22 protein-coding genes are annotated in these 23,903 nt (G+C 62.0%); 7 read left to right on the top strand and 15 right to left on the bottom strand.

The features are described 5' to 3' along the window. The first annotated feature begins 13 nt into the window (after nucleotides 1–13). Nucleotides 14–1,117, top strand: a complete 1,104-nt coding sequence (locus C7G61_RS36175; RefSeq protein ID WP_108522505.1) for an SGNH/GDSL hydrolase family protein — start codon at nucleotides 14–16, stop codon at nucleotides 1,115–1,117. 166 nt (nucleotides 1,118–1,283) lie between these two features. On the opposite strand, the gene C7G61_RS36170 is transcribed toward C7G61_RS36175, so the two are convergent. From C7G61_RS36170 to C7G61_RS36145, 6 genes are all read right to left on the bottom strand, one after another. Beyond that, nucleotides 1,284–1,877 (bottom strand): class I SAM-dependent methyltransferase, encoded by a 594-nt coding sequence (locus C7G61_RS36170; protein WP_108522478.1) that lies wholly within the window; start codon nucleotides 1,875–1,877, stop codon nucleotides 1,284–1,286. A gap of 14 nt (nucleotides 1,878–1,891) precedes the next feature. Further along, entirely contained in the window at nucleotides 1,892–2,941 is a 1,050-nt protein-coding gene (gene argC, locus C7G61_RS36165; RefSeq protein WP_108522477.1) for an N-acetyl-gamma-glutamyl-phosphate reductase, read from the bottom strand. Next, complete coding sequence (locus C7G61_RS36160; protein ID WP_108522476.1) at nucleotides 2,941–3,624, bottom strand: FMN-binding negative transcriptional regulator; 684 nt, start codon at nucleotides 3,622–3,624, stop codon at nucleotides 2,941–2,943. Before C7G61_RS36160 ends, argC begins: the two co-directional genes overlap by 1 nt. A 329-nt stretch (nucleotides 3,625–3,953) precedes the next feature. Further along, complete coding sequence (locus tag C7G61_RS36155) at nucleotides 3,954–4,943, bottom strand: MBL fold metallo-hydrolase (protein ID WP_108522475.1); 990 nt, start codon at nucleotides 4,941–4,943, stop codon at nucleotides 3,954–3,956. Nucleotides 4,944–5,122: 179 nt separating this feature from the next. Continuing rightward, nucleotides 5,123–5,653, bottom strand: coding sequence for a DedA family protein (locus C7G61_RS36150; protein WP_108522474.1), 531 nt, complete (start codon nucleotides 5,651–5,653; stop codon nucleotides 5,123–5,125). 160 nt (nucleotides 5,654–5,813) lie between these two features. Further along, complete coding sequence (locus C7G61_RS36145) at nucleotides 5,814–6,254, bottom strand: PEGA domain-containing protein (protein ID WP_190242130.1); 441 nt, start codon at nucleotides 6,252–6,254, stop codon at nucleotides 5,814–5,816. A 230-nt stretch (nucleotides 6,255–6,484) separates the two neighbouring features. Here C7G61_RS36145 and parE point away from each other — a divergent pair, with 230 nt between their 5' ends. Continuing rightward, nucleotides 6,485–8,539: a DNA topoisomerase IV subunit B gene (gene parE, locus C7G61_RS36140; protein ID WP_108522473.1), complete on the top strand. Its 2,055-nt coding sequence runs from the start codon at nucleotides 6,485–6,487 to the stop codon at nucleotides 8,537–8,539. 234 nt (nucleotides 8,540–8,773) lie between these two features. Further along, a complete protein-coding gene (locus tag C7G61_RS36135; protein WP_108522472.1) occupies nucleotides 8,774–9,574 on the top strand; it encodes an outer membrane protein in 801 nt (266 codons plus the stop codon). 83 nt (nucleotides 9,575–9,657) lie between these two features. Here C7G61_RS36135 and C7G61_RS36130 read toward each other — a convergent pair whose 3' ends face one another. After that, nucleotides 9,658–10,305, bottom strand: coding sequence for a hypothetical protein (locus tag C7G61_RS36130; RefSeq protein WP_108522471.1), 648 nt, complete (start codon nucleotides 10,303–10,305; stop codon nucleotides 9,658–9,660). 163 nt (nucleotides 10,306–10,468) lie between these two features. On the opposite strand from C7G61_RS36130, the gene C7G61_RS36125 reads away from it, so the two are divergent. Together C7G61_RS36125 and C7G61_RS36120 are read left to right on the top strand one after the other, a co-directional pair. Continuing rightward, nucleotides 10,469–10,654: a hypothetical protein gene (locus tag C7G61_RS36125; RefSeq protein ID WP_108522470.1), complete on the top strand. Its 186-nt coding sequence runs from the start codon at nucleotides 10,469–10,471 to the stop codon at nucleotides 10,652–10,654. Nucleotides 10,655–10,759: 105 nt separating this feature from the next. Then, entirely contained in the window at nucleotides 10,760–11,530 is a 771-nt protein-coding gene (locus C7G61_RS36120; protein ID WP_108522469.1) for an SDR family NAD(P)-dependent oxidoreductase, read from the top strand. 99 nt (nucleotides 11,531–11,629) lie between these two features. Here the strand turns inward: C7G61_RS36120 and C7G61_RS36115 are convergent, their stop codons facing one another. Beyond that, complete coding sequence (locus C7G61_RS36115; protein ID WP_420836823.1) at nucleotides 11,630–12,679, bottom strand: outer membrane protein; 1,050 nt, start codon at nucleotides 12,677–12,679, stop codon at nucleotides 11,630–11,632. A 272-nt stretch (nucleotides 12,680–12,951) separates the two neighbouring features. On the opposite strand from C7G61_RS36115, the gene C7G61_RS36105 reads away from it, so the two are divergent. Beyond that, on the top strand, nucleotides 12,952–13,695 hold the full coding sequence (locus C7G61_RS36105) for an outer membrane protein (protein WP_108522467.1): 744 nt from the start codon (nucleotides 12,952–12,954) through the stop codon (nucleotides 13,693–13,695). Nucleotides 13,696–13,762: 67 nt separating this feature from the next. Here C7G61_RS36105 and C7G61_RS36100 read toward each other — a convergent pair whose 3' ends face one another. The 7 genes from C7G61_RS36100 to leuC are packed head-to-tail and all read right to left on the bottom strand — an operon-like array spanning nucleotide 13,763 to nucleotide 20,991. After that, on the bottom strand, nucleotides 13,763–14,974 hold the full coding sequence (locus tag C7G61_RS36100) for an FAD-dependent oxidoreductase (RefSeq protein ID WP_108522466.1): 1,212 nt from the start codon (nucleotides 14,972–14,974) through the stop codon (nucleotides 13,763–13,765). Between the two features lie 48 nt (nucleotides 14,975–15,022). Continuing rightward, nucleotides 15,023–15,895, bottom strand: a complete 873-nt coding sequence (locus C7G61_RS36095; RefSeq protein WP_108522465.1) for an ABC transporter permease — start codon at nucleotides 15,893–15,895, stop codon at nucleotides 15,023–15,025. A gap of 13 nt (nucleotides 15,896–15,908) precedes the next feature. Continuing rightward, entirely contained in the window at nucleotides 15,909–16,742 is an 834-nt protein-coding gene (locus C7G61_RS36090; RefSeq protein ID WP_190242129.1) for an ABC transporter ATP-binding protein, read from the bottom strand. Then, nucleotides 16,739–17,785 (bottom strand): ABC transporter substrate-binding protein, encoded by a 1,047-nt coding sequence (locus C7G61_RS36085; protein ID WP_108522464.1) that lies wholly within the window; start codon nucleotides 17,783–17,785, stop codon nucleotides 16,739–16,741. Before C7G61_RS36085 ends, C7G61_RS36090 begins: the two co-directional genes overlap by 4 nt. Beyond that, nucleotides 17,785–18,936 carry a 3-isopropylmalate dehydrogenase gene (gene leuB / locus C7G61_RS36080; protein ID WP_108522463.1) on the bottom strand — a complete coding sequence of 384 codons (1,152 nt, stop codon included), beginning with the start codon at nucleotides 18,934–18,936 and terminating at the stop codon, nucleotides 17,785–17,787. Before leuB ends, C7G61_RS36085 begins: the two co-directional genes overlap by 1 nt. Further along, a complete protein-coding gene (leuD, locus tag C7G61_RS36075) occupies nucleotides 18,933–19,580 on the bottom strand; it encodes a 3-isopropylmalate dehydratase small subunit (protein ID WP_108522462.1) in 648 nt (215 codons plus the stop codon). The genes leuB and leuD overlap by 4 nt, the downstream gene beginning before the upstream one ends. A 1-nt stretch (nucleotide 19,581) precedes the next feature. Beyond that, nucleotides 19,582–20,991, bottom strand: coding sequence for a 3-isopropylmalate dehydratase large subunit (gene leuC, locus C7G61_RS36070; RefSeq protein ID WP_108522461.1), 1,410 nt, complete (start codon nucleotides 20,989–20,991; stop codon nucleotides 19,582–19,584). A gap of 966 nt (nucleotides 20,992–21,957) precedes the next feature. Here leuC and C7G61_RS36065 point away from each other — a divergent pair. Further along, the gene (locus C7G61_RS36065; protein ID WP_108522460.1) at nucleotides 21,958–23,652 is read left to right on the top strand and encodes a sulfatase-like hydrolase/transferase; all 1,695 of its coding nucleotides are present in this window, start codon (nucleotides 21,958–21,960) and stop codon (nucleotides 23,650–23,652) included. The last annotated feature ends 251 nt before the right edge of the window (nucleotides 23,653–23,903 follow it).

Here is a 23,903-nt window from a genome sequence, read left to right as displayed (position 1 = left end):
ATGGAGTCTTGAAATGATTGGACGCTTGGTGATCGCAAGTTTGGGGGCCCTGCTCGCCTACGCTCCGGCTTCTGCAGCACCGGTCTACAGCCAATTTATTGCGTTCGGTGACAGTACGCTCGACAGCGGCTGGTGGAAGGGGGCTCTCGCAACGCCTGGCCAGTGCGACGGTGCAGCCTCGCCTTGCGGGACCGGCAATCCCACCCGAGACACGCTCATACGCAATGCTATCGCCAACGGGGGCACAGGTGCCCCGGTGGGTGTCGGCCTGATGCACTCTGAAGTGCTTGCCGGGAAGTTTGGGCTGACGGCCATTCCCGCGAACCAGCCCGGAGGCACGAATTATGCGATCAGCGGATCAAAGACCGCCGTATTTGCCGGAACCGGGAACCTTTATCCCAACGCCAATCTTCCATCCACCGTCGGCCAAATAGACAACTATTTGACGAGCACCGGCGGGACTGCAAATTCCAGCGCGCTCTACGTCTTCAGTTCAGGAGGTAATGACCTTACCTACGCGAATCAAACATACGATGCGGACTTTGCTGCCAAGCAGGCGTACCTGACGACCCAAATCAATGCGTATGTAAGCAAGATCGATTTCCTCCAGAGCGTCGGCGCCAAGAACATTCTTGTTGAGGGTGTGCAACCCAGCGGACCGTTGGGCATCTATTACAACGACACGCTTCGCGCCGCGCTGAACAGCGCTGAAGTTGACTACATATACGCCGATGTCGCCGGGCTCATAGCGACAGTAACAGCGAATCCAACGGCGTATGGATTTACCGCGGATACGGTCAAGCCTGGAATCAATGGTCCAACCACGGGCTCCGCCTGCGTTGCCGGCGCCGGATCGGGATGGGGTCAATGGTGTGCCAACAAGACCAGTAACGGTCCTTACGCGCGGCTGAGATCAGTGGATTCCGAGGAAACCAGCTTTTTTTCTGACGATGCGCATCTGTCCGCAGCAGGGCAACGAATCCTGGCCGAGTACGAATATGGTCTGTTGCAAGCCGCCGTCCCCGAGCCCTCGACATGGGCGACGATGATCCTTGGCTTTGCTGGCATGGGCTTCATGGCCTATCGGCGCAAGACAGGACGGCCTGCTCTTCAATAGCCGTCAGGTCGCAGCAGTCGCTCCGATTGTCGGGAGGCGACGGCTGAGCCAAAGCAAGATCAAGAAGGCACCACACGAGACCAAGGAGCGCGTTGCTGCCAAAAATGCGTCAGCAAGCCGACGAGAACGGGAGGCGAAACAGCGGAGATCAGATTAAGCGGCAGCGTTAGAGGTTCTTCCGGGCCACGACGAACAGCATCGATGCCATCTTGTCGTCGAAGCCTATGACTTCGCCGCTATCGATCGACAGCGCGTTCCATTTGCCTGCGTCGGCATAGGTCGCACGCAGCCATTCGGGCGAGGGATAATTGTAGTAGCGATCGAGCGTATCGCGGCCGGCGCCATCGCCTTCCTTGTAGCTTGCGAAGAAATAGCCCTCGGCCTTCAGCGCGCGCCAGATTCTCGCCAGAACATCCGCGAGCTCCGCCCTCGGGACATGAAGCAGGCAGGCATTGGCCCAGACGGCGTCATAGGCCTCGATCTCGTCGAGCTCATGAAACAGCAGCATCTCGACGGGGCGGCCGAGATGCCTTGACGCGACGGCAGCCATTTCCGGCGACCCGTCCGTCGCGCGCACATCGAACCCGCGCGCCAGCATTTCCGCCGTGTCGCCGCCGGCGCCGCATCCGAGTTCGAGGATGCGAGCGCCCGGCGGAAGCTGCGCCAGAAACGCCATCAGCCGCGCCTGGCGCGAGGTAAACGTGCGCTTGGCGTAGGCCTCGGCATTGCCGCGGTAAAATCGCAGCGTCGCTTCGTCCACTGCGGCACCTCGCGTCACGGGAACAGCGCGATCTGCTCCAGCCCCGCTGTCTCCGGGAGCCCGAACATCAGGTTCATGTTCTGGATCGCCTGTCCGGCCGAACCCTTCACCAGATTGTCGAGCGTGGAAATCACGATCGCCCGGTTCTTGATGCGGTCGGCGACGACGCCGATCTGCACATAGTTGGAGCCGCGCACGTTCTGGGTCTGCGGCAGCACGCCCTTCTTCGCGACATGCACGAAAGGTTCGTTGGCGTAAGCCTTCTCCAGCGCGGTCCGCAGATCGTCCGGCGTCGCGCCATTGAGCTTGACGTAGGACGTGCAGAGTTCGCCACGCGCCATCGGGATAAGATGCGGCGTGAAGTTGACCGTCACCGCCGAGCCCGCGGCGACGCCGATCTCCTGCTCGATCTCGGGCGCGTGCCGATGGGTGCCGACCGAATAGGGCGACAGCCCCTCGCCCGCCTCGCTGAACAACGTGTTCTGCTTCAATCCGCGCCCGGCGCCGGTAACACCCGATTTTGCGTCGATGACGATATCGTCGACGTCGATCAGTTTTGCCTTTGCCAGCGGCACCAGCGCGAGCAGCGCAGCCGTCGGATAGCAGCCGGGACAAGCGACCAGCCGTGCGGAAATGATCTTCTCCCGGTAAAACTCGGTGAGGCCGTACACGGCTTCGCCCTGCAGTTCGAGCGCCCGGTGCTCGTGGCCGTACCATTGCGCATAGGTGTCCTTGTTGCGCAGCCGGAAGTCGGCCGACATGTCGAGAACCTTGATCTTCGGGTTGGCCTTAAGGACGGCGGCGATGATCTCCTGCGTGGTGCCGTGCGGCAGCCCGCAGAACACCGCATCGAGGCTGGTCCAGTCGACTTTCTCCCATTCGACCAGCTTCGGCAGATCCAGCATGAAGAAGTGCGGAAACACTTCGCCCATGGCCTTGCCGGCGTGGGTATTGGCTGTCAGAGCCGTGATCTCGGCATTCGGATGCCGCGCCAGCAGGCGCACCGCGTCGGCTCCGGTGTAGCCGGATGCACCGAGAATGCCGATCTTCTTCTTCGCGCTCATCACACGCTCCTTTCAGGCGTCATCGTTTGCTTGTCTTGTACCGCGTCCGCAGCGAAAGCCAGCGGCCGCGCTTCGCGCATCAGGCCTGCAATCGCGCCCGCATCGGCGTCGGGTTGCGAGGCCAGCGCGTGGGCGAGCGCCGTATAATCTGCGTCTGACTTGTGCTGGTTCAGCTTGAAGCTGCCCTCCACTTCTTCAACCGTCATCTCCATGCCCACGATCGCCTTCTTCATCGCTTCCAGCCTCCCGGCGGTCATCTTCGACGACAGCCACGGCTTTTTCGGCAGCAGCCGCTGTTCGAACTTGGCGCTCAGCGTGTCGATCTGCACGGCGAGTTCGTCGTCGGACAAGACACGCACCGGGCCGGTCAGGTGCACCGCCTGATAGAGCCACGTCGGCACCTGGTCCGGCGAGACGTACCAGTCCGGCGACACATAGGCGTCCGCGCCCGTCACGGCCATCAGCCACGACGCCTTCCCGTCCGCCAGCTTTACCAGCGGATTATGACGCGCGACGTGAAACAACGCGCGCGGCGTACCGTCATTGGCCGAGGTCAGATAAAACGGCAGCGACGAGGCGACCGGCTTGTTGCCGTCCCACGCACAAGCCAGGCCAAAGCCGCGCGCTTCCGCGAACGCGAGGCTCGCGGCGCGGTCGGACTTGAACGGTGGAGGCGTATACATCTCAAACTCCTGCTTGACGTAGGAGCCGCCAGTTCAGACCGCGTTTTCTGGAAAAGGAAGAAGCCGCGGGACCCGATCCGGCGGCAGGGGCGACAGTCTCAAACGCAGACGTCCGCCCATACCGCGATAATGCGGCGGCGGCGAGCGATGGTCATGGTCGCGACGATAGTCATGGGCGCGGCTATAAGGCGGCGCCCGCGCGGCGTCAAGGTATACCGGTCATTCCGGGGCGCACGCGAAGCGGGCGAACCCGGAATCTCGCGCCACAAGCTCTCCAGAGATTCCGGGTTCGATGCTGCGCATCGCCCCGGAATGACACTGCTCGCGCGTCAGATCACCGGATTCCACGGCGCCGGGATCAGCCGGTAACCGTTGCCGTCCTTCTCGACGAAGCCGTTGGCCGGGAACGGATAATGGAAGCCCTGGACCCGCATCTTGTCGGCGACCAGCATGTCGTAAACCCGGCGGCGGGTCTTCTCCGCCAGCGCCGGATCCTGGTCGAACATCAGGTGCCAGCCCGGATTGGTGACGAACAGCGCCGGCAGGTTGGTGACGTCGGACTGGATGAACACCTTGTCGGAGCCCGATGAAAGAACATAGGAGGTGTGGCCCGGCGTATGGCCGATGGTCTCCACTGCCGTCAGTCCGGGGGCGACTTCCTTGCCCCACTCATAGGGCGTGACCTTCTTGTTCAGCCCCGCTTCGAACACGCGGCGGGCGTTCTTGAAGTTGTTCTGCATCCGCCCCTCGGGCGCACGACTCATCTCGCCGTCATCCATGAAGTATTTCCATTCCGCCGCCGGCACCAGCACCTCGGCATTGGGGAACGCCGGCGTGTTCTCGGCGGTCAGGAGGCCGTTGATGTGGTCGCCGTGGAAGTGCGAGATCACCACCATGTCGACCGCCTTGGGGTCGAAACCCGCGGCGACCATGTTGGCCCCGAACTGTCCGACATTGCCCTTGCTCGACGCAAAGGCGGCCGCGCCGTTGCCGGTGTCGACCACCACCAGCTTGCCGCCGGTGTTGATGACGAGCGGCGCGAACTGGATCGACATCTTGTCCTTCGGCATGAAGTTTTTTTCGAGCGCCGCGTTGACTTCGTCCTTCTTCGCGTTGAGCACGAACGTATCCGGCAGCGCGAAATTGTTGACCCCGTCGGAGATCGCCGTCACCTGGGCATCGCCCACCTTGTAGCGATAGAAACTCGGCGCCTGCTTGTCCGCCGCCGGCGCGGCGGCCTTGGCGGGTGTTTGCGGCAAGAGCGGCGTTGCGGCGAGCGCGGCGGCTCCGGCGAGTGCGTGACGACGTGTCAATTCCATAGTGATGTGCTCCCAGTGAGACGATAGATGCAGTTTGATGCGTGCCTTGGTTCGGTTGCTGCCGAATCTACCAGCGTTTCTGCGATAGCACGACGACGGCCAGACAACGGCAATGCGAAGATGCTCCGGTTACGTATGTTGGGGCTAACACCCCCGTCATCAGCTTATTCCTGCCTGTCCTACGCCACCCGCCACAGCCATTCGGCGAGCTTCCCCATCACGTCACCGACCAGCAGCAGGACGGCCGACCAGATCAGCGCCGAGACGAAATTGGCGATCTGGAACGGCCAGTAGGACATCTCGAAAATGCCGGCGGCGAGCGGCACCGAGGCGCGCAACGGCCCGAAGAACCGGCCGATGAAGATCGACGGTACGCCCCATTTTTTCACGAAGTCCTCGCCGCGCAGCAGGATTCCCGGATAGCGTGACAGCGGCCACATCTCTGCGACGTGTTCCTTGTACTTGAAGCCGATCCAGTAAGAGACCCAGTCGCCGAGCGCAGCACCTATGCCGCCGGCCAGCCAGACCGGCCAGAAGCTGATGCCGCTGACGCCAATCAGAGCGCCGATTGCGACCAGCGCGCCCCACGCCGGCACCAGCAGCGAGATGAAGGCGAGCGATTCGCCGAACGCCAGCAACAGGACGATTGGGACGGCCCAGGCCTGATTGTCGCGCACGAAATCAGCCAGAGCACGCACATAATCATCCATTCCGAGCCCTTTCCGCCCCCGATTCCTGTCCTTGAACCCTTCTACCGGTTCCGCCGGGAAGAACAGGTAAGCTAGCCCCTTCCGCGACATCAAGTCACAAAGGCGGGCACGGGATGTGATTACAGGCGGCCTGCCCCGGGCACCTCGAAACCCCTCAGCTCTAGCTCTGGGGCGACGGCGCCCGTCTTGGCGGCCGTGGCCGGCGGGCCTGCGGCGCGACCGGTTGCAGGGTCACGATGACCGGATTCGGCTTGTGATCCATTGCGGCGCCGGTGGCGGCGTCGACGCCCATCCCGACCAGGCCGCCGAGCAAAAGGTTGCCGGCGAAGCCCGCCGCGCCCGTGCCCGGAACTTCCTTGGTGAGCGGGATGATCTGCGGCTCATATCCCTCCTTGTTGACGGTCACCGTGATGTCGGCGCTGCGCTTGGCCACGACCACGCATGGCGTGACGCAGGCGGTCGGAACATCCAGCCCGGATACCTCGGCGGTGGCGCCTGACGGCGTGCTCGAAATGGAAATGTTCTCGGTCGTTCCACGCGTTACCGACGCGCAACCAACACATGGCGCCGCGAGTGCGGCGGCCAACAGCAATCTAATCATTGGACTTATTCCCCCTGCCGCCGCGACCATCACGCAACCCAAGGATGAACGCAAGTCCGGGTCACGCCGGTCGGCTGGTTATTGTTAATCGGACGCGGTCCGCTTATTGGCTGCGCTTCCGCAGGACGGACCCTGCTGCCCGGCCTGAGCCGTCACTTTTTGAGCCCATCCGTGGCATAGTCACAGCAACCGATTCGCTGCCGCGCTCCGCGCGCAACACACGAAGAGCCATGTCCAAGCCATTGAAATCAGCTACAAAACCCAAATCCGCCAACGATCTCTTTGGAACGGAACCGAAGGGCCGCGCTGCGCCCAAGGCCACCTCGCGGGCGACCAGCGCCGAGGCTGGCTATACCGCCGCCGACATCGAGGTGCTGGAAGGATTGGAGCCGGTACGCCGGCGCCCCGGCATGTATATCGGCGGCACCGACGAAAAGGCGCTGCATCATTTGTTCGCCGAAGTCATCGACAACGCCATGGACGAAGCCCTGGCCGGGCATGCCTCGTTCATCGAGGTGGAATTGAGCGCCGACGGATTTCTGACCGTCACCGATAACGGCCGCGGCATCCCGGTCGATCCGCATCCGAAATTTCCGAAGAAGTCCGCGCTCGAAGTCATCATGTGCACGCTGCATTCCGGCGGCAAGTTCGACTCCAAGGTCTACGAGACCTCGGGCGGTTTGCACGGCGTCGGCGTCTCCGTGGTCAACGCGCTGTCCTCGCGTCTCGAGGTTGAAGTCGCGCGCAGCCAAAAGCTCTATCGGATGAGTTTCGAGCGCGGCCATCCCAAGGGCAAACTCGAAGACCTCGGCAAGATCAACAACCGCCGCGGCACCCGCATCCGCTTCAAGCCCGACACCGACATCTTCGGCGCCAAGGCCACCTTCAAGCCGCAGCGCCTGTTCAAGATGACGCGCTCGAAAGCCTACCTGTTCGGCGGCGTCGAGATCCGCTGGCGCTGCGATCCGGCGCTGTTGAAGGGCATCGAGGATGTGCCGGCCGAAGATAGTTTCCATTTCCCGGGCGGCCTGAAGGACTATCTCGCCGCCGCCATTCACGCCGACACGCTGGTGCATCCGGATATCTTCTCCGGCAAATCGGGACGCAACGGCGCGCATGGCGCCTGCGAATGGGCGGTCGCCTGGACGGCAGACGCCGACGGCTTCCTCTCCTCCTATTGCAACACGGTGCCGACACCCGACGGCGGCACCCATGAATCCGGCATGCGCAGCGCGATGCTGCGCGGCCTGAAGGATCACGCCGAGCGCATCGGCCAGGGCAAGCGCGCCGCCCCCATCACCTCGGAAGACGTCATGGTGGGAGCTGCCGTCATGCTCTCGGTGTTCGTGCGCGAGCCGGAATTCCAGGGCCAGACCAAGGATCGGCTTGCCACCGCGGAAGCCCAGAAGATCGTCGAACAGGCGATCAAGGATCCGTTCGACCACTGGCTGTCGGGCAATCCGCTGCAGGCCAACAAGCTCTTGGATTTCGTCATCGAGCGCGCCGACGAACGGCTGCGCCGCCGCGCCGAAAAGGAAATCTCGCGCAAGACCGCGGTGAAGAAGCTGCGCCTGCCGGGCAAGCTTACGGACTGCACCAATACGGCCGCGGAAGGCTCGGAACTGTTCATCGTCGAGGGCGATTCGGCCGGCGGCACCGCCAAGCACGCGCGCGACCGTAAGACCCAAGCGATACTCCCCTTGCGCGGAAAAATCCTCAACGTTGCATCCGCCGGCAAGGACAAGCTTACCGCCAACGCCCAGCTCTCCGACCTGATGCAGGCGATCGGCTGTGGCACGCTTGCGCATTATCGCGAAGAGGATTTGCGCTATTCGCGCATCATCATCATGACCGACGCCGACGTCGACGGCGCGCATATCGCCTCGCTCTTGATTACGTTCTTCTACCGGCTCACGCCGCGGTTGATCGACGAGGGCCACCTCTATCTGGCGGTGCCGCCGCTCTACAAGCTGACCCACGGCAGCAAGACGATCTACGCCCGCGACGACGCCCACAAGGAAGCGCTGCTGAAGAGCGAGTTCAACGCCAATGCCAAGGTCGACGTCAGCCGGTTCAAGGGGCTTGGCGAGATGATGTCGGCGCAGCTCAAGGAAACCACCATGGACCCGGCCAAGCGCACGCTGCTCCGCGTGGTGCTGCTGGCCGACGACCGCGAAGGCACCGCCGATTCTGTCGAGCGGCTGATGGGAACCAAGGCCGAGGCCCGGTTCGCCTTCATTTCCGACAAGGCCGAATTCGCCAGCGACGACCTGCTGGACGTCTGAATCAGCCGCATACAGGCGATTTTCGGGCTATTTCCGGCCATTTAGGCCGGTTGGCGCCGAAAACTGCCCGTTATTCCGGTATTTTTCCATCGTTCGTTTGTAGGAATGTGTGCTCCCCCCGCAACAGCTTTTTGGACTGAACTGCGTATAGTCACCGTACTGGGTTTTGGGAATCGGGTGCTCGCGCATCGTTAGAGCGATCAGATTTGACGCTTCTGGACTGAGGGACTGAATATGAAAAAGGTACTGCTCGCTCTGACCGCGCTGGCGGCTTTCACTGGATCGGCCTCGGCGGCTGATCTCGGAGCACGCCCCTATGCCAAGGCGCCGGCCCCCGCGGCCGCCGTTTACAACTGGACCGGCTTCTACATCTTCGGTGGTGGCGGCGGCGGGCTCTGGAGCGCTGATAGCAACGTGAACACGTTTCCCGGCGGTGTAGCCATCACCCGCGACCAGCGGAATGGCGGCAGCGGCTGGTTCGGAACGGTCGGCGGCGGCTATGACTGGCAGTTCGGCGGGCGATGGGTGGCTGGTATTTTCGGTGATGCGCAGTTCGGAGATATCCGCGGCTCCCTCACCGATCCTTTGTTCGGCACCGAGGGCCGTATGAAGCTCGAGACGAGCTATGCCGCTGGTGTGCGACTGGGCTATCTGGTTGCTCCCAATGTGTTGTCTTACGTTAATGCTGGCTACACTGGTTCAGAGTGGTCGGGCACTACTCACTCCACTCTCTTCGCACCCGGTGGCGCTGGATTTTACACCACGCCTTCCTTCGATCGCAATGGATGGTTCATTGGCGGCGGCGTCGAGAACAACCTGGACTTTTTCGGCATTGCGGCTCCCGGCTGGTTCATGAAGACAGAGTATCGCTCTGCTTTCTATGACCGCGTCACCTTGCCCGGGACGGTCACGCCTGCCTTCGGCGGTGGTCCGACCGGCACTGCGATTACCTTCAAGCCGTGGACGCAGACCATCAGCACCTCGCTGGTCTACCGCTTCAACTGGGGCGGCGCGCCAGTACAGGCCAAGTACTGATCTCTGCTAATTCAGCAGCTCAAAAGCCCCGGCATCGTCCGGGGCTTTTTTGTTGTCTGGAACACGAGGACTTTCGGAACGCATCAGCCGCCCGCCACCGCCGCCTTCAGCGACCGGTACGCGCGGCGCAACCAGCACTCGATCTCGGACCAGTCCGGATCCGTCATCGCCTGCCCACGCGCGTCGCGATAGGCCATCGCCTCGGCGCGGCCGATGCCTGATATCAGGAGCGACGGGTCATCCGCCGGCTTGCCGTAGGTGATGGCGGCGACGCGGGCGACCGTCACGCCGTATTGCCATGGGCTTACAGCTTCGCGCCTCGCCTGCCACCAATCGAGCTCAAGCCGCGCCGCCTCCCTGGCATCGAAGCCGCCGGGCGTGGCGGATGCGAGCAGGCGGTAGTAGCTCACGAGCGCCGGCAGCGCGGCGTTGGCCGCCTCGCGGGAGCGCGTCGGCTGAAAGGCTTTCGCGGCCTGAGCAGCCGCCAGCGCGATCCGAACACTGTCCAGTGGCGAGAAGCCGAACTGCGTCCGCGACAGTTCGTAGAGATGGCAGAACAGCGCGACATAGCGCTTCTCGTAATAGTCGCGCCACATCGCCGTCTCCAGCCGTGCGATGTCAGCCGGCTCGAAGCGGCGCAAATCCGCATGCCGCGGCCACGCCGCGTAGATGCCGATGGCGGCCAGGAAAAACGCGAAGACAAGCGCGAGAATGACCGGCCGGCGGTTCATGATGGCCCCTGGGATCGCAGCGTAACGATTTCCGGCCTTGCGAAGCCGGCCGGCTTTGTATTCGATCGGAAGCTACGGCCGCCGCAGGCAACGGTTTCCTCGCAGCGACGCATAACAAAGCCGCGGCCGCGCCCAGGTCCGAGACGGCAACAGGGAGAAATCCATGGCCAGATCGCTTTCGATCATCGGCTTTCTGGCGCTTGCGATCGGCCTGTTGTGGATCGGCCAAGGCACCGGCGTGATTCCTTGGCCGCCATCGAGCTTCATGATCAATCAACTGCAATGGGCCGGATATGGCGCCGTGCTCGCCGCCGTCGGCCTGATCCTGATCTGGCAAGGCAATCGCTAGATTCGTAGGATGGGTGGAGCGCAGCGATACCCATCAACTCTATGCGTTGTGATTGATGATGGGTATCGCTGCGCTCCACCCATCCTACAGAACGGGACAACAGCTATGGCAGCAAAACCCTTCGATCTCTCAAGCAAGGTGGCCATCGTCACCGGCGGCAATGGCGGCATCGGGCTCGGCATGGCCAGGGGGCTTGCACAGGCCGGCGCGGCGATCGCAGTGGTGGGCCGCAACGAAGCCAAGTCGGCGGCTGCGGTCGCGGAGCTTGCGCAAGCCGGCGCCAAGGCGATTGCGGTCGCGGCCGACGTCACCGACAAGGAAGCGGTCGCCGCCATGGCCAGCCGCGTCGCCGACGAGCTCGGCCGAATCGATATCCTCATCAACAATGCCGGCATCAATATCCGCAAGCCGCCGCACGCGCTCGATATCGCCGAATGGAACAGCGTGATCCAGACCAACCTCACCAGCGCCTTCCTGTGCTCGCAGGCAGTCTATCCCGCCATGAAGGCGGCCGGCGGCGGCAAGATCATCAATATCGGCTCGATGATGTCGATCTTCGGCGCCAGCTTTACGCCGGCCTATGCCGCCAGCAAGGGCGGCATCGTGCAGTTCACCCGTTCCTGCGCCTGCGCGTGGGCCGCCGACAACATCCAGGCCAACGCCGTGCTGCCGGGCTGGATCGATACCGATTTGACCAAGCGCGCCCGCAAGGAAATCGACGGCCTGCACGACCGGGTGCTGGGGCGCACGCCCGCGGCGCGCTGGGGCGGCATCGATGATTTTGCCGGGATCGCGGTCTTCCTCGCCTCGCCCGCCTCGGATTTCCTCACCGGCACGGCGATCCCGGTCGATGGCGGATATTCGATCATGGGCTGACGTCACAGACCTGACGTACGAAAAAAGCCCCGGACGATGCCGGGGCTTTTGTTTGCAGGGAAGCGTGAAAGCTTGGTACTTGCTCAGTACCTGACTTGCTCAGTACCTGGCGACCACCGGAGCGCCGAACTTGTAGCTCAAGCGGACGACAGCCGACTGAATGTCGCGCGGCTTGGCATCGAAGGTGTACACCCCAGCTGCGACGCCATCGAGCTGATAGCTCTTGGTCTCAAAAGCCGCGTAGTTGTATTCAAGCCCGAAAATCCAGTTCGGGGTGAAGCCGTATTCCCAGCCGGCGCCGACGGTCCAGCCGTTGTGCCACTGCGTCTGCGATCCCGAACCCGTCAACGGTACCGCGTCAACTACCGACAAGCGGTTGTTGACGCCGGCGTAGCCGCCCTTGACGTAGAACAGGTTGTTATTCACCGCGATACCGGCACGGCCGGTGATCGTCGCCATCCAGTCGGCGCGCCAGCTAAACTGGTCATCAAGCCCGGCGCCGAAGACGGTGTTGAGCACGGTGCCATGGTTGTCGAGGCCCGAGACGGTGCCCTCGAGACCGAACACGAAGTTGCTGGCTTGCCAGTTGTAGCCCACGTGGCCACCACCGAAGACGCCCGAGCCGCGCTGACGGAAACCGTCGCCGGGCGAGAGATCTCCAAACCCGGTGGTGTTAGCGGTATTGACCCACTCCTGGTTTGTCCAGGCGCCACCGACGTGGCCGCCGATATAGAAACCGCCCCAGTTGTAAACGGCGATCGGAGCCGCAACAGGTGCCTTGGTGTAAGGCCGAGCCGCCAGATCGGCGGCCGAAGCAGACATAGAGCCCATCACAAGGGCAGTAGCTGCGATAGCAATCTTTTTCATTGGTCTTTTAATCTCCCCAAAGCGATAAAATTTAAATGCTGCCGCGAGACTAACCGGAAGCGTTGAAAGCGGCTGTAACGTGCCAGCAACAATGACGACAATTCGACTTTCACACGTCTTGATTGAGACTTTGCAACTCAGCTTGGTAAATGATTCCTGGCTTTGCTGGCGTGCACCCCGCGGCGCCATCGATGTTTTTTTCGGGATCGCTGTATTCCTCGCCTCGCCCACCTCGGATCTCGTCACCGGCACCGCGATTCCCGTCGCGGGTATTTTCGTCATGGGATAGGCGGCCTCGTTAGCCACCCTTTAACGTTCTCACGCAAGCGATTTCACCTGAAGGCTTCTCTACGCGCCGCCCGAGCTCCGCGAAATCGTCGATGTTTTGCCCTCTATGAGCCGAAACGAAAAGGGGCAGCCTAACGGCGATGGCTTGGTGTGGAAGTGACGAAGATCTGCCCCTGTGGCGTCCAGGTGACAGCATTGCCAGAAGTTCCCGATTACAACGCGGTCGGAATCAACCGCTCGCGTCATTTGTTTAATTGAGGAAAATCATGAAGAAGATCGTTCTGGCCGCTGCTGCCTTGGCCATCGGCACTGTCAGCGCATCCGCTGCAGATCTGGCCGCTCGGCCGTACACCAAGGCGCCTGCTCCGGTTGCCGCCGTTTACAACTGGACCGGCTTCTACATCGGCGCCGACGTTGGCTACGGCTGGGGCCGCTCGACCGGCACCTTGACCAACGCCGCTGGATTTTTTCCGGCGCCCTACAGCCTTGATCCCAGCGGCGTGATCGGCGGCGGATTTGTTGGCTTCAACTATCAGATCAGCAATGTCGTGCTCGGCGTTGAAGCGGACTGGCAGGCGTCGGACCTGAACGAGAGCGGCAACTTCCTGCAGGGTGGCGTTCCCACCTATACCATCCGAACCAGCGTCAATGATTACGGCTCGATCCGTGGCCGGCTCGGCCTTGCCTTCGACCGCTGGATGGTATTCGGCACGGCCGGCTACGCTTGGGGTAGCTGGGATACCTCCTATGGGTTCATCGGTGCGCCTCCGTTCGTCACTGCGAGCGTCAGCTCGCATGATGGCTGGACGGCCGGCGCCGGCGTCGAATACGCCTTCGCCGATAACTGGCTGGGCCGTGTCGAATATCGTTACACCGACCTCGGTCGCGCCAGCTTTGTTTCCCTCCTCACGAACAGTGCGGAAGTCGGAAACCGGGTCACGATCAACGACGTTCGCGTGGGCATCGCCTACAAGTTCGGCGCCCCCGCCCCGGTTGTTGCGAAGTACTGATCTTCGCCAACCCTCAACAGCTCAAAGCCCCGGCATCGTCCGGGGCTTTTTGTTGCGTGCCGGGCACTCAACCAACCGCCGGCGACTGCACATGCTCGGGCCGCACGCCCAAGCCGACAAACCGCGCCGTGATGCCCTGCAGCCAGGGCACGGCCGTGAGCAGCCGCATGACGAACGGGGCCTTCAGCGGCTGATTGCCGGGCTTCAGCGCAGCGTTGATGATATTGTTCTGCACCACGACCTGCATCCGCTGCGTCATCTTCACCGGGAATTCGCGGCGCCGGCGGACGGCATCGAGCTCGTCCTCCGATGGACATCCATGCGCCAGCTTCGCTGCCAGCAAGTTCGCGGTCGCGACCGCGTCCTGCACCGCGAGGTTGACGCCGCCGCCGCCGATCGGCGACATCGCATGCGCGGCGTCGCCGATGCACAACAACCCCGGCCGCGTCCAGCGCCGCAGCCGGTTGACCGCAACCGTCAACAGCTTCACCTCATCCCAGCTCTTCACCTCTGATAGCCCCGATTTCAGGATCGGCGCCATCCGCGCGATGTCGTCGAGCAGCGCGGGCAGCCCCCTCGCCTTCACCGCGTCGTACTGCCCCTTGGGAATGACATAAGCGCATTGCCAGTAGTCGCCGCGATCGAACGTCACCATCATCTTGCCGGGATCGACCCGCGCAAACAGGTTTTCGTTTTCGTCTTCCCGCTTGCCGGCGCGAAACCACAGCACATCCATCGGCGCGCCGATTTCCTCGACCTCGAGGCCCGCGCGTTCACGCACCAGCGAATGGCGGCCGTCGCAGGCAATGGTCAGGTCGGCCTCGATATCGATGACGCCCTCCGGCGTCTTCGCCCTCACGCCCGTGACGCGCTCGCCGTCACGGACGAGATCGATCGCCTCCGTCGACATCATCACTTTCAGCGAGGCAAACCGTTTGCCGCTCTCGCGCAGAAAGTTAAGAAAGTCCCACTGCGGCATGAAGGCGATGAAGGGATATTTGACGTTGAGCCGGCCGAGATCCGCGATCCGCACCGTCTCGCCGCCGAACATCCCCTCCATCTTCTGCAGGCGCTGATGCGGCAGTTTCAGGAAACCGTCGATCAGCCCGAGTTCGTCCATCACCTGCAGCGTGGAGGGGTGCACAGTGTCGCCACGAAAATCGCGGAAGAAATCCGCGTGCTTTTCCAGCACGACGACGTCGACGCCGGCACGCCCGAGCAGGTAACCGAGCATCATGCCAGCCGGGCCGCCGCCGACGATACAGCAACGTGTTTTCATCGCTCGCTCCCTCGCTTCGGTAGAGCCGAGCCTATGCTACCATCAAGCCTATTCAACCATATTGTGTTGCTGCCAGCGCAGCAGATGGGCCTGTAACCGCCAGATCACAGCCGAAAGCGCCACGCCCACCAGCATCAGCACGATCACCGCGACCATCATCCCCGAAGCTTCCGCCCGTGCCTCGGACTCGATGATCAGACGGCCGATACCACGCTCCGCGCCGATGAATTCGCCGACGATGACGCCGATCAGCGCAAAGGAGATCGCCGGCGAGAGCGAGGCAAACACCCAGGCCATGGTCGAGGGGATCACGACGGTGCGGGTGATCTGCCATTCGCTCGCGCCCAGCAGCCGCGCGGCATTGATGAAGCCTTCGTCGATCGAGCGCGCGCCCTCGAAGGTATTGAAGAACACCAGGAACACCACCACGATCCACGAGGTCACGATTTTCGAGGTGTCCCCGATCCCGAATGCCAGCACGATGATCGGCGCCAGCGCGATCCGGGGTATGGAATTCACCGCCGTAATGAAAGGCTGAAAGATCGCGCTGAGCCGGTCCGAACGCCCCAGAATAAGCCCCGCGACAAAGCCGCTCGACACGCCCGTGACGAAACCGAAGAAGGTGTTCTTCAGCGTGATCGCGGTCGCGATCCAGAGGTTGTTCTCGTTGCGGACCATGCACTTGGCAAAGTCGCCATTGAACCAGCCGTTGAAGGCGCCGAGCTTGGATTTGAGGCAGCTCAGGATCAGGAAGTGCTCGAAGATCTGCGAGGGCTTTGACACGAAATAGGGATCGAGCAGATCGGGGACCAGCCAAGGGACTTTGGCATGGAAGTCATATCCCCATTGCCAGATCGACAGCACGGCGACGCAGATAAAGATCTGCCAGGCCAGCGTATTGCCGATGCGACGATTCCTCATGGGTGACGTGCCCTCATGGCTTGCGTCCCTTGACGAACTCCTCGCCGAGCGAGTGCCAGATGTGCTGGAACAGCTCGGCATAGCGCGGCGTCTCGCGCACCTTGACCGCATCGCGCGGCCGCGCAAAGTCGACCTCGAACATGTCCTTGATCCGGCCGGGACGCGCCGAGAACAGGATGATGCGGTCGGCCAGCGTCAGGGCCTCGCCGAGGTCGTGGGTCACGAACAGAACGGTTTGCTGCTCGCGCTCCCAGATCCTGAGCAGCACGTCATGCATGTCGATCTTGGTGTGGGTATCGAGCGCGCCGAACGGCTCGTCCATCAGCAGGATCTGCGGCTCCACCACCAGCGTTCGCATCAGCGCCGCGCGCTGGCGCATGCCGCCCGACAGCGCCGAGGGATAAGCATGTTCAAAACCCTGCAGGCCCGCCTGCGCCACGCAGGCCGCGATGCGTTCCTTGCGCTCCGCTTCCGCAACGCCAGCGAGCTCCAGGCCGTAGCCGATGTTGTCAGCGACCGTGCGCCAGGGAAACAGCGTATCGCGCTGAAAGATGTAACCGACATTGGGCGTCGCCTTGCCCGCAACGACCGGCACGCCATCAATCAGGATTTGACCGCTGGTCGGCTTTATCAAGGTCGCGATCATGTTGAGAACGGTGCTCTTGCCGGAGCCGGACGGCCCCAGCAGCGCAACGAACTCGCCGCGGCGGACACCGAAGGAAACATCCCGCACCGCCTCGATCGCGGTGCCTGCGAGCTGAAACGATTTGCTCAATCCCCTGACGTCAATGCGCTGGAGATTTGATTGTCCATCCGGCAGGGCTGCGGAAAGGTTCTGGACGTTCAAGCCGGATACGCCTTTCGGGCTGCCTCGATGAAGCTCGGGCTGACCAGATCGGCCGGCGTCAGCGGCTTGATGCCGGTCATTTCCCGGAACCAGACCTTCTCGCCGCGGGCGAAAGCCGCAGCATCGATCGACGCATCGTAATCGGTGACCTTTTGCAATGCCGTGATCTCGAGAATGTTGGCGGCGCGCGAGGTGCTGCCGACATATTGCTCGATCGTGTCGTGAATTTCGTCGGGCGAATGTCTCCTGATCCATTGCGTGGCGCGCCAGATCGCGGTGACAAAGGCCTGCATCTTGGGCGGGTCCTTGTCGATCGTCGCCTGCAGCGTGAAATGCGCCGTCACCGGGACCTTGCCGCCGATATACTTGTTCCAGATCGTCTCATCGGTGCCATCGAACAGCAGCGTGCCCCAACCCTGTTCCTTCGAATCGTTGAGCAGCGACAGCGAGCTGACGAGGACATCGACCTGTTTGGTTTTCAGAGAACCCATCATGGTGTCGACATTGCCGGTGCCGATCCAGGTGACCTTCTGGTCGAGCCCCATCGTCTCCATGTAATAGGATGACCAGACGTGGTTGGTGCCGCCCAGCGACGACACCGAGACGATCGGCTTGCGCCCGTCGGGCCGTTTCCATTCCGTCAACTTCTCGAGCGAGGTGATGCCCTGGTCCCAAAGATCCTTGCGGATGATGAACATCACCGAAGAGGAACGGGTGTCGACCGGCATCAGCACGCGGCCATGGCGGCCGCGATTAGAGAGTTGCATCGGATGCGTGATATCGCCGATGCCGATGTCGCCCTGCGCGGAGGCGATGATCTCGCGCGTCTTGACGCCGCTGCCACCCTGGATCAGCTTGCAGTCGAGGCCGGCCTCTTTGAAGTATCCCAATCTGTCGGCGACGAATTGCGTCTGATAGACCGGCACCGCGACGGGATAGATCACGCGGCCGGGCTTGTCCTCGGCCCACACTTTGCCTGAAGCGATCGAGGCGCCGCCGGCCGCGATGACCGTCAGCGCCGAACGTCTGGTGAAATGTGCCATCACGCGCGCTCCTTTTCCCTGTCTTTTTCTTTGCCGGCGACCTTCTCCAGCGCGTTCAGCACCGCGTCGCCCATTTCCTGCGTTGAAAGTCGCTTTGCTCCCGCCTCGGCAATGTCGGCGGTTCGCGCGCCGCCCGACAAGGCACCCGCCACAGCCTTTTCCAGCAGGTCCGCATCCTCGGGCCGGTTCATCGTCATGCGCAGCATCATCGCGACGCTGAGGATGGAGCCAAGCGGGTTGGCAATGCCCCTGCCCGCGATATCGGGTGCGCTGCCATGGACCGGCTCGTAAAGCGCCTTGCGCCGGCCGAACTTGTCGACCGGGCCCAGTGAGGCCGACGGCAGCATGCCGAGCGAGCCGGACGCCATCGCCGCGCAATCGGACAGGATATCGCCGAAGATATTGCCGGTGACCATCACGTCGAATTGCGCCGGCTCCCGCACGATCTGCATCGCGGCATTGTCGACATACATATGCGTGAGCTCGACATCGGAAAATTCCGCGGCGTGCAAGGCAATGACTTCCTCGCGCCACACCACGCTGGTTTCGAGCACGTTGGCCTTGTCGACCGAACAGACCTTGTTCCTTCGCGTGCGCGCCAACTCAAAGGCGGAACGCGCGACGCGGCGAACTTGATCGCTGGTGTATTGCTCGGTCTTGAAGCCACGGCGTTGCCCGTCGGCGAGCGTCTCGATGCCGCGCGGCTCGCCGAAATAAATGCCGCTGGTCAGTTCGCGGATGATGACGAAGTCGACATCCCTCAGCACGCTGGCCTTGAGTGGCGCCGAGTCCGCCAGCGCCGGATGGGCGACGATCGGCCTGAGATTGGCGTAAAGATCGTATTTGCTGCGCAGGCCCAGCAGGCTCCCCGCCTTGCGCGCCGCCGCGGGAACTTCCTTCGTCTCCGGGCCGCCGGTCGCGCCCCACAGGATCGCGTCGGCCTCCTCCATCGCCTCGACGGTGTCAGGCGGCATCACCTTGCCGGTGGCAAGATAGGGAATGATGCCGTATTGCGCTTCGCGCAACACCATGGGAACGCCGCGCCTGGCGGCAAACCAGTTGAGCACGCGCTGCGACTGCGCGGTCACTTCGGGGCCGATGCCCTCGCCGCCGACCACGGCGACCTTGATCATATTGGACCGATCATTCATGCCGCATTTCCTGACGTTTTCCCTGCGAAGTGGATCCAGGGCCGCTCCGCCCGGTCGGCCGCCTGAAAGGCGCGGATTTCGTCATCGCGCTGCAATGTCAACGCGACTTCATCGAGACCTTCCAAAAGCCCGGCGCGCCGGCGCGGATCGATCGCAAAATCGTGTCGCTGTCCCGAAGGCGAGGTGATCGTCTGCTGCTGCAGGTCGATGCTGATGCGCCCCGCTCCTTGCGTTTGCTGCACCTCCGCAGCAAGGCCATCGGCGATGGCCTTGTCGACGACAACAGGCAGGATGCCGTTTTGGAAGCAATTGGCAAAGAAGATGTCGCCAAAGCTCGAGCCGATGACGGCGCGGATGCCCATTTCCTGCAGCGACCAGACCGCGCCTTCACGCGAGGACCCGCAGCCGAAATTCGGACCGGTAATGAGAATTTCCGCCTGCCGGTAAGGCTCACGGTTCAGGATGAATTCGGGGTTTTCCGAACCGTCGGGCAGATAGCGAAGTGCGCCGAAAGCCCATTTGCCGAGCGTACCGCGAACGGAGTTTCCGACCAGCCGCTCGATGCGGATGATGACGTCGGTATCGATGTTGCCGCGCATGATGGGAGCGGCAATCGCCGTCAGGGTGTTGAACGGTTTCGGCATGTCAGCGCCCCATCGTTCGCACGTCGGCGATGGCGCCGGCGATGGCGGCTGCGGCCGCACTGGCCGGGCTGGCCAGATGGGTACGCGCCCGCGGGCCCTGGCGGCCGACAAAATTGCGGTTGGAGGTCGAGACCGAACGCTGACCGGGGGCGACGGTTTCGCCGTTGGCGGCAAGACACATCGAACATCCCGGCTCGCGCCATTCGAAGCCGGCATCGGTAAAGACCTTGTCTAGTCCTTCGGCGACCGCATCGCGCTTGACGGTCTCCGAACCCGGCACGACCCAGGCACGGACGCTGGAGGCAACCTTGCGGCCGCGCGCGATCTCGGCCGCAGCCCGCAAATCACTGAGCCGGCTGTTGGTGCATGACCCGATGAAGACCCAATCGACCGGTGTGCCGGCGATCGGTGCGCCGGGTACCAGACCCATATAGTCAAGCGCCGTTTCGATCGCTTGGCGGCGCGCGGGATCTGTGACCTCGCCCGGATCAGGCACGCGGCCATCGACGCCGATGACGTGCTCCGGACTGATGCCCCAGGTCACCTGCGGAATGATCTTCTCGACATCGATGACGACTTCGCGGTCGAACACCGCATCGGGATCGCTGGGCAGTCTTCGCCACGCCGCAACCGCCTGCTCCCACATCTCCCCCTGCGGCGCATAGGTACGCCCTCGCAGATATTCGAAAGTTTTCTCGTCCGGCGCGATCAGGCCCATTTTTGCGCCGAGTTCGATCGACAGATTGCAGATGGTGAGCCGGCCTTCAATCGGCAGATCGCGAATGGCGCTGCCGGCATACTCGACCGCATAGCCGGTGCCGGCCGCAGCGCCGATATGGCCGATCAGTGCGAGGATGAGATCCTTGGCCGTGACACCGGCCGGCAGCCGGCCTTCGAACCGCACGCGCATGGTTTTTGGCCGCCGCTGAATCAGCGCTTGCGTCGCGAGCACATGGGTCAACTCGCTGGAGCCGATGCCGAACGCCAGCGCACCCAGCCCGCCATGGGTGCAGGTATGGCTGTCGCCGCAGACGATCAGGCAGCCGGGAAGGCTGAGGCCAAGCTCGGGTCCGATCACATGGACGATGCCCTGCCCGGGCTCATCGACATCGAACATCCGGATGCCGGTTGCCGACGTCTCGGCCCGCAGCCCCGCCAGAAGCTCCTGTCCGACCTTGCTGGTGCCGGCCCGTCCGCGCGCCGTCGAAATCGCATGATCCGGCGTTGCGAACGTCAATTCCGGATTGTGCACCGCCAGGTTGCGGCTTTTGAGATCGAGCAGGCCACGCGAGCCGCCCAGATCGTGCAGCAGATGACGGTCGACGTGAAGCAGATCGGTGTCGTCGCTGACGCGAGCGATGACGTGCTGGTCCCAGATCTTGGCCAGCAAGGTTCGGCCGGGCGTTTGCACTGCCGTATCCTCCCGTTTTTTCTTGTTCTATGGCAGGTTGATGCACCGCCACCAGCCGTTTTGCGCGGCCTGCTATTCAGGTCTCCGCCCGAACTCGCTTCCGATGATCAAAACATATTGGAGCGCTTGGGCCAATGTCTGATTTGGTGGGCCAGCTCCCACACTGGCGCGGGACGCCGCCAGATCGAAGCGGCGCACAAATCCATCCCGTCCGCGGAGATACTGTACCGGTCTGGAGCTCGCCACATCACGAGGCCGGCTGGAATTGCACGAGAGCGGCACGTTCGTGAAGCTCACGCAAAGCGGCGCGGACCTGTTCGCCTATGCTGTCCGAGTTCCAGAATTAACCTGCGCGACGAACATCAAGCTTAACATGCGAGTTTCGTTGCGGCCGATCTAAACAAGTCTAGCGTGGCTGCAGTCGCGCAGATTGGCCAGTCCCCAAATTTAGCCTGCGTACTGCGCGATCAGGGGCCGCCTCGTGCCCTAGAGGCGGCCCCGCCCCCAAAGACAAAGGCCATGCGGGCATTACACCGCATGGCCTGCTGGCCGGAGACGCCCTCTTCAATGAACCTTTAAGAGCTTTCGGCGACCTACTCACTGCTTGGGTCTGCTGAGGAAGCTTTTGGCGATGGTTCGGAAATCTTGGTCCTTCAAGGACGATCGTCGCTTGCTGGAATTAGCCAAATCTAAAAAGACGCATGAGCAGATAGCAAAGGCGATGGATCGATCACCGGAACGCATACGGAAACGGGCCATGCGACTCGGCGTCTCGATCAAATCGCAAGCTGCCAGCAGGTGACGCGGATCGCTTGATGCCTGACAAGGGTTGGATTTCGACCGTTCGCTGGTCGCGCTAAAGCGGAGATCCCAGCGGCTCGCGCGGGACTCGCGCTTCTTAAACTTTACTTGCCTCAACGACGTGGCAATTGTTGAATTCCGCTCACCTCCAGCTACCTTACTCACATGATCCTGACCCTGATATTGCTGGCAGCTATCGGTGTCATTGTGCTGGCAGAACGCAGCGCCGAGCACCTGCCATTCGCAATCTCGATGCTCTTCCTTAGCGCGGCCGCAATCTCATTCATCGTTGGCGATTTCGACAGAGCGATACTGCTGGCCAGTGTGCTGGCCGCAGCAATCACCGCCGCATCGACCATCAAACATAATTACAGCGCGCTTAAGCTGATTGTAACCGACGTGCCACTGATGTTTGCAGGCACAGTTCCCTTTTTCGCATCGCAGTACCCGCGCGCCGTATTGACCGTTCTGACTGGAACTGCCGCGCTCATCCTGGCTGTATCAGCTACTCTGATCCACGGAACCGGGCCATCAATTCCCCTGGATGTCAGAGTTTCCTTATTCAGCGTTGCGCTTGTTTGCGTTGTAACGGCCTTCAGGATGAGCGGCGGCGGCATTTCCTTCCAGCGGATCATGGCCCAGCGTCGGTGCTTTTACTCGACCTTCATGGCTTCGCTAATCGATCCACATTCCTGGCGGCAAGTCGGCGGATTGGCTCTGAGCGATATTGCAAATGACGCGTTGCCGCTAATGGCGGCCGTACCAGCGCGCACCATCGAGTATCCCGACATTATCGTCATCCAGCATGAATCGATTTTCGATCCTCGCATTTTTGGACTTCCGATTGAGCCGACTGTCGAAGCGTTCCTGTCCCCAAAGAATGGCCTCCATGGAATCCTTAACGTCGACATTTTCGGCGGAGGTTCGTGGCAATCCGAATTTAGTTTGTTGACCGGTCTTTCAAGTGCAAGCTTCGGTTCAAATGCCTATTACCTTTTCAAGCAGGGCGCGGGCCGATTTCACAACAGTCTTCCCCATGCGCTGGCTGCGCTTGGGTACAGGACCATGCTCGCGTCGAGTTGTCGTCGCAGCTTTCTCAGCTACGATGAATTTTATCGTTCGATTGGCATTAGCGAACGCATCTTTACGGACGATTTCCCTCCACCGTTCGACCTCCGCCAGTTCGAGACGACAAATTCCGATGCAATTTTTCTGGAAGCGGCGTTCGCGGCCCATAGGAAGGGTATTGCTGACGACCCGGCGCCCCGCTTTCTATATGCACTGACTAACTTCAATCACGGCCCCCACAACCGAAGGCTGGCAGCACCCGGACAGTTTGAGAGGGAACGTGCCTTTGCCGCATCAAGCCTTCCCGATGCTCAATATGCCGAATACTACGCAAGGCTCGCGGAGACAGCCTCAACCTGGAACAGGCTCAAGTTTGAGCTGACAACGAATTTTCCCAAACGTCCTGTTCTCATCGTGCACTACGGGGATCATCAGCCCGTCGTGGCGAAGCGGATCGATCGGCAACTCAAACTCCCCAACGATGCACGGCGCGCGTTCCGCACATTTTATGCAATGGAGGCGCTAAACATCGTACCTGATCGCCTTGCTTCCGGACCGGGTGCGGACCTGGATATTGCTTTTCTTGGGACCGTCGCCCTGCAGCAAGCAGGTCTGCCGCTTGATCCGATATTTGCCACCCGCGCCAGCTTGCTCGAGCATTGTCGGGAAACCTACTTTGCATCTCCCTCCGAACAGAAGCGCCGATTCCATCGCACGCTTGTGGATCTGGGCATGATAGACACGGGGCCACGCGTTCCAAATGGCTGCTACTCGCCCACGCCGACGAAGTGATCGAATGAGCCCGCTATGTCCGCCGTTGGCACTTTTTGGAAGTGACGCGTGAGGCTGACGAATTCGGCTCATCGGCGAAGAGCGGACATCGCGATTGCGTGTGCCGAGGTCCGAAAATGACCCGAATGTATGGTCCGGCCGCGCGTTGCAAGAGGTTTCGTCAACCTGGCAGATGCGGTCTTGCATCAATGTATCCGGCCTCTGATTGGAGCGTGTGGTGCTCCGGGCCATCATGGATATCAGCGCGCACG

This window comes from Bradyrhizobium algeriense (assembly GCF_003062295.1).
Lineage (GTDB): Bacteria > Pseudomonadota > Alphaproteobacteria > Rhizobiales > Xanthobacteraceae > Bradyrhizobium > Bradyrhizobium algeriense.
Note: the sequence above shows the minus strand (reverse complement) of the source record. Positions and strands in the feature narration are given on the sequence as shown.

Coding starts and splice junctions, on each gene's coding strand:
- leuB (WP_108522463.1), bottom strand. CDS start 18,936: ATGAATGATCGGTCCAATATGATCAAGGTCGCCGTGGTCGGCGGCGAG.
- leuD (WP_108522462.1), bottom strand. CDS start 19,580: ATGCCGAAACCGTTCAACACCCTGACGGCGATTGCCGCTCCCATCATG.
- C7G61_RS36145 (WP_190242130.1), bottom strand. CDS start 6,254: ATGATTAGATTGCTGTTGGCCGCCGCACTCGCGGCGCCATGTGTTGGT.
- C7G61_RS36135 (WP_108522472.1), top strand. CDS start 8,774: ATGAAAAAGGTACTGCTCGCTCTGACCGCGCTGGCGGCTTTCACTGGA.
- C7G61_RS36125 (WP_108522470.1), top strand. CDS start 10,469: ATGGCCAGATCGCTTTCGATCATCGGCTTTCTGGCGCTTGCGATCGGC.
- C7G61_RS36130 (WP_108522471.1), bottom strand. CDS start 10,305: ATGAACCGCCGGCCGGTCATTCTCGCGCTTGTCTTCGCGTTTTTCCTG.
- C7G61_RS36100 (WP_108522466.1), bottom strand. CDS start 14,974: ATGAAAACACGTTGCTGTATCGTCGGCGGCGGCCCGGCTGGCATGATG.
- C7G61_RS36115 (WP_420836823.1), bottom strand. CDS start 12,679: ATGACGAAAATACCCGCGACGGGAATCGCGGTGCCGGTGACGAGATCC.
- C7G61_RS36120 (WP_108522469.1), top strand. CDS start 10,760: ATGGCAGCAAAACCCTTCGATCTCTCAAGCAAGGTGGCCATCGTCACC.
- C7G61_RS36150 (WP_108522474.1), bottom strand. CDS start 5,653: ATGGATGATTATGTGCGTGCTCTGGCTGATTTCGTGCGCGACAATCAG.
- C7G61_RS36175 (WP_108522505.1), top strand. CDS start 14: ATGATTGGACGCTTGGTGATCGCAAGTTTGGGGGCCCTGCTCGCCTAC.
- C7G61_RS36095 (WP_108522465.1), bottom strand. CDS start 15,895: ATGAGGAATCGTCGCATCGGCAATACGCTGGCCTGGCAGATCTTTATC.
- C7G61_RS36065 (WP_108522460.1), top strand. CDS start 21,958: ATGATCCTGACCCTGATATTGCTGGCAGCTATCGGTGTCATTGTGCTG.
- parE (WP_108522473.1), top strand. CDS start 6,485: ATGTCCAAGCCATTGAAATCAGCTACAAAACCCAAATCCGCCAACGAT.
- C7G61_RS36160 (WP_108522476.1), bottom strand. CDS start 3,624: ATGTATACGCCTCCACCGTTCAAGTCCGACCGCGCCGCGAGCCTCGCG.
- argC (WP_108522477.1), bottom strand. CDS start 2,941: ATGAGCGCGAAGAAGAAGATCGGCATTCTCGGTGCATCCGGCTACACC.
- C7G61_RS36155 (WP_108522475.1), bottom strand. CDS start 4,943: ATGGAATTGACACGTCGTCACGCACTCGCCGGAGCCGCCGCGCTCGCC.
- C7G61_RS36105 (WP_108522467.1), top strand. CDS start 12,952: ATGAAGAAGATCGTTCTGGCCGCTGCTGCCTTGGCCATCGGCACTGTC.
- C7G61_RS36085 (WP_108522464.1), bottom strand. CDS start 17,785: ATGGCACATTTCACCAGACGTTCGGCGCTGACGGTCATCGCGGCCGGC.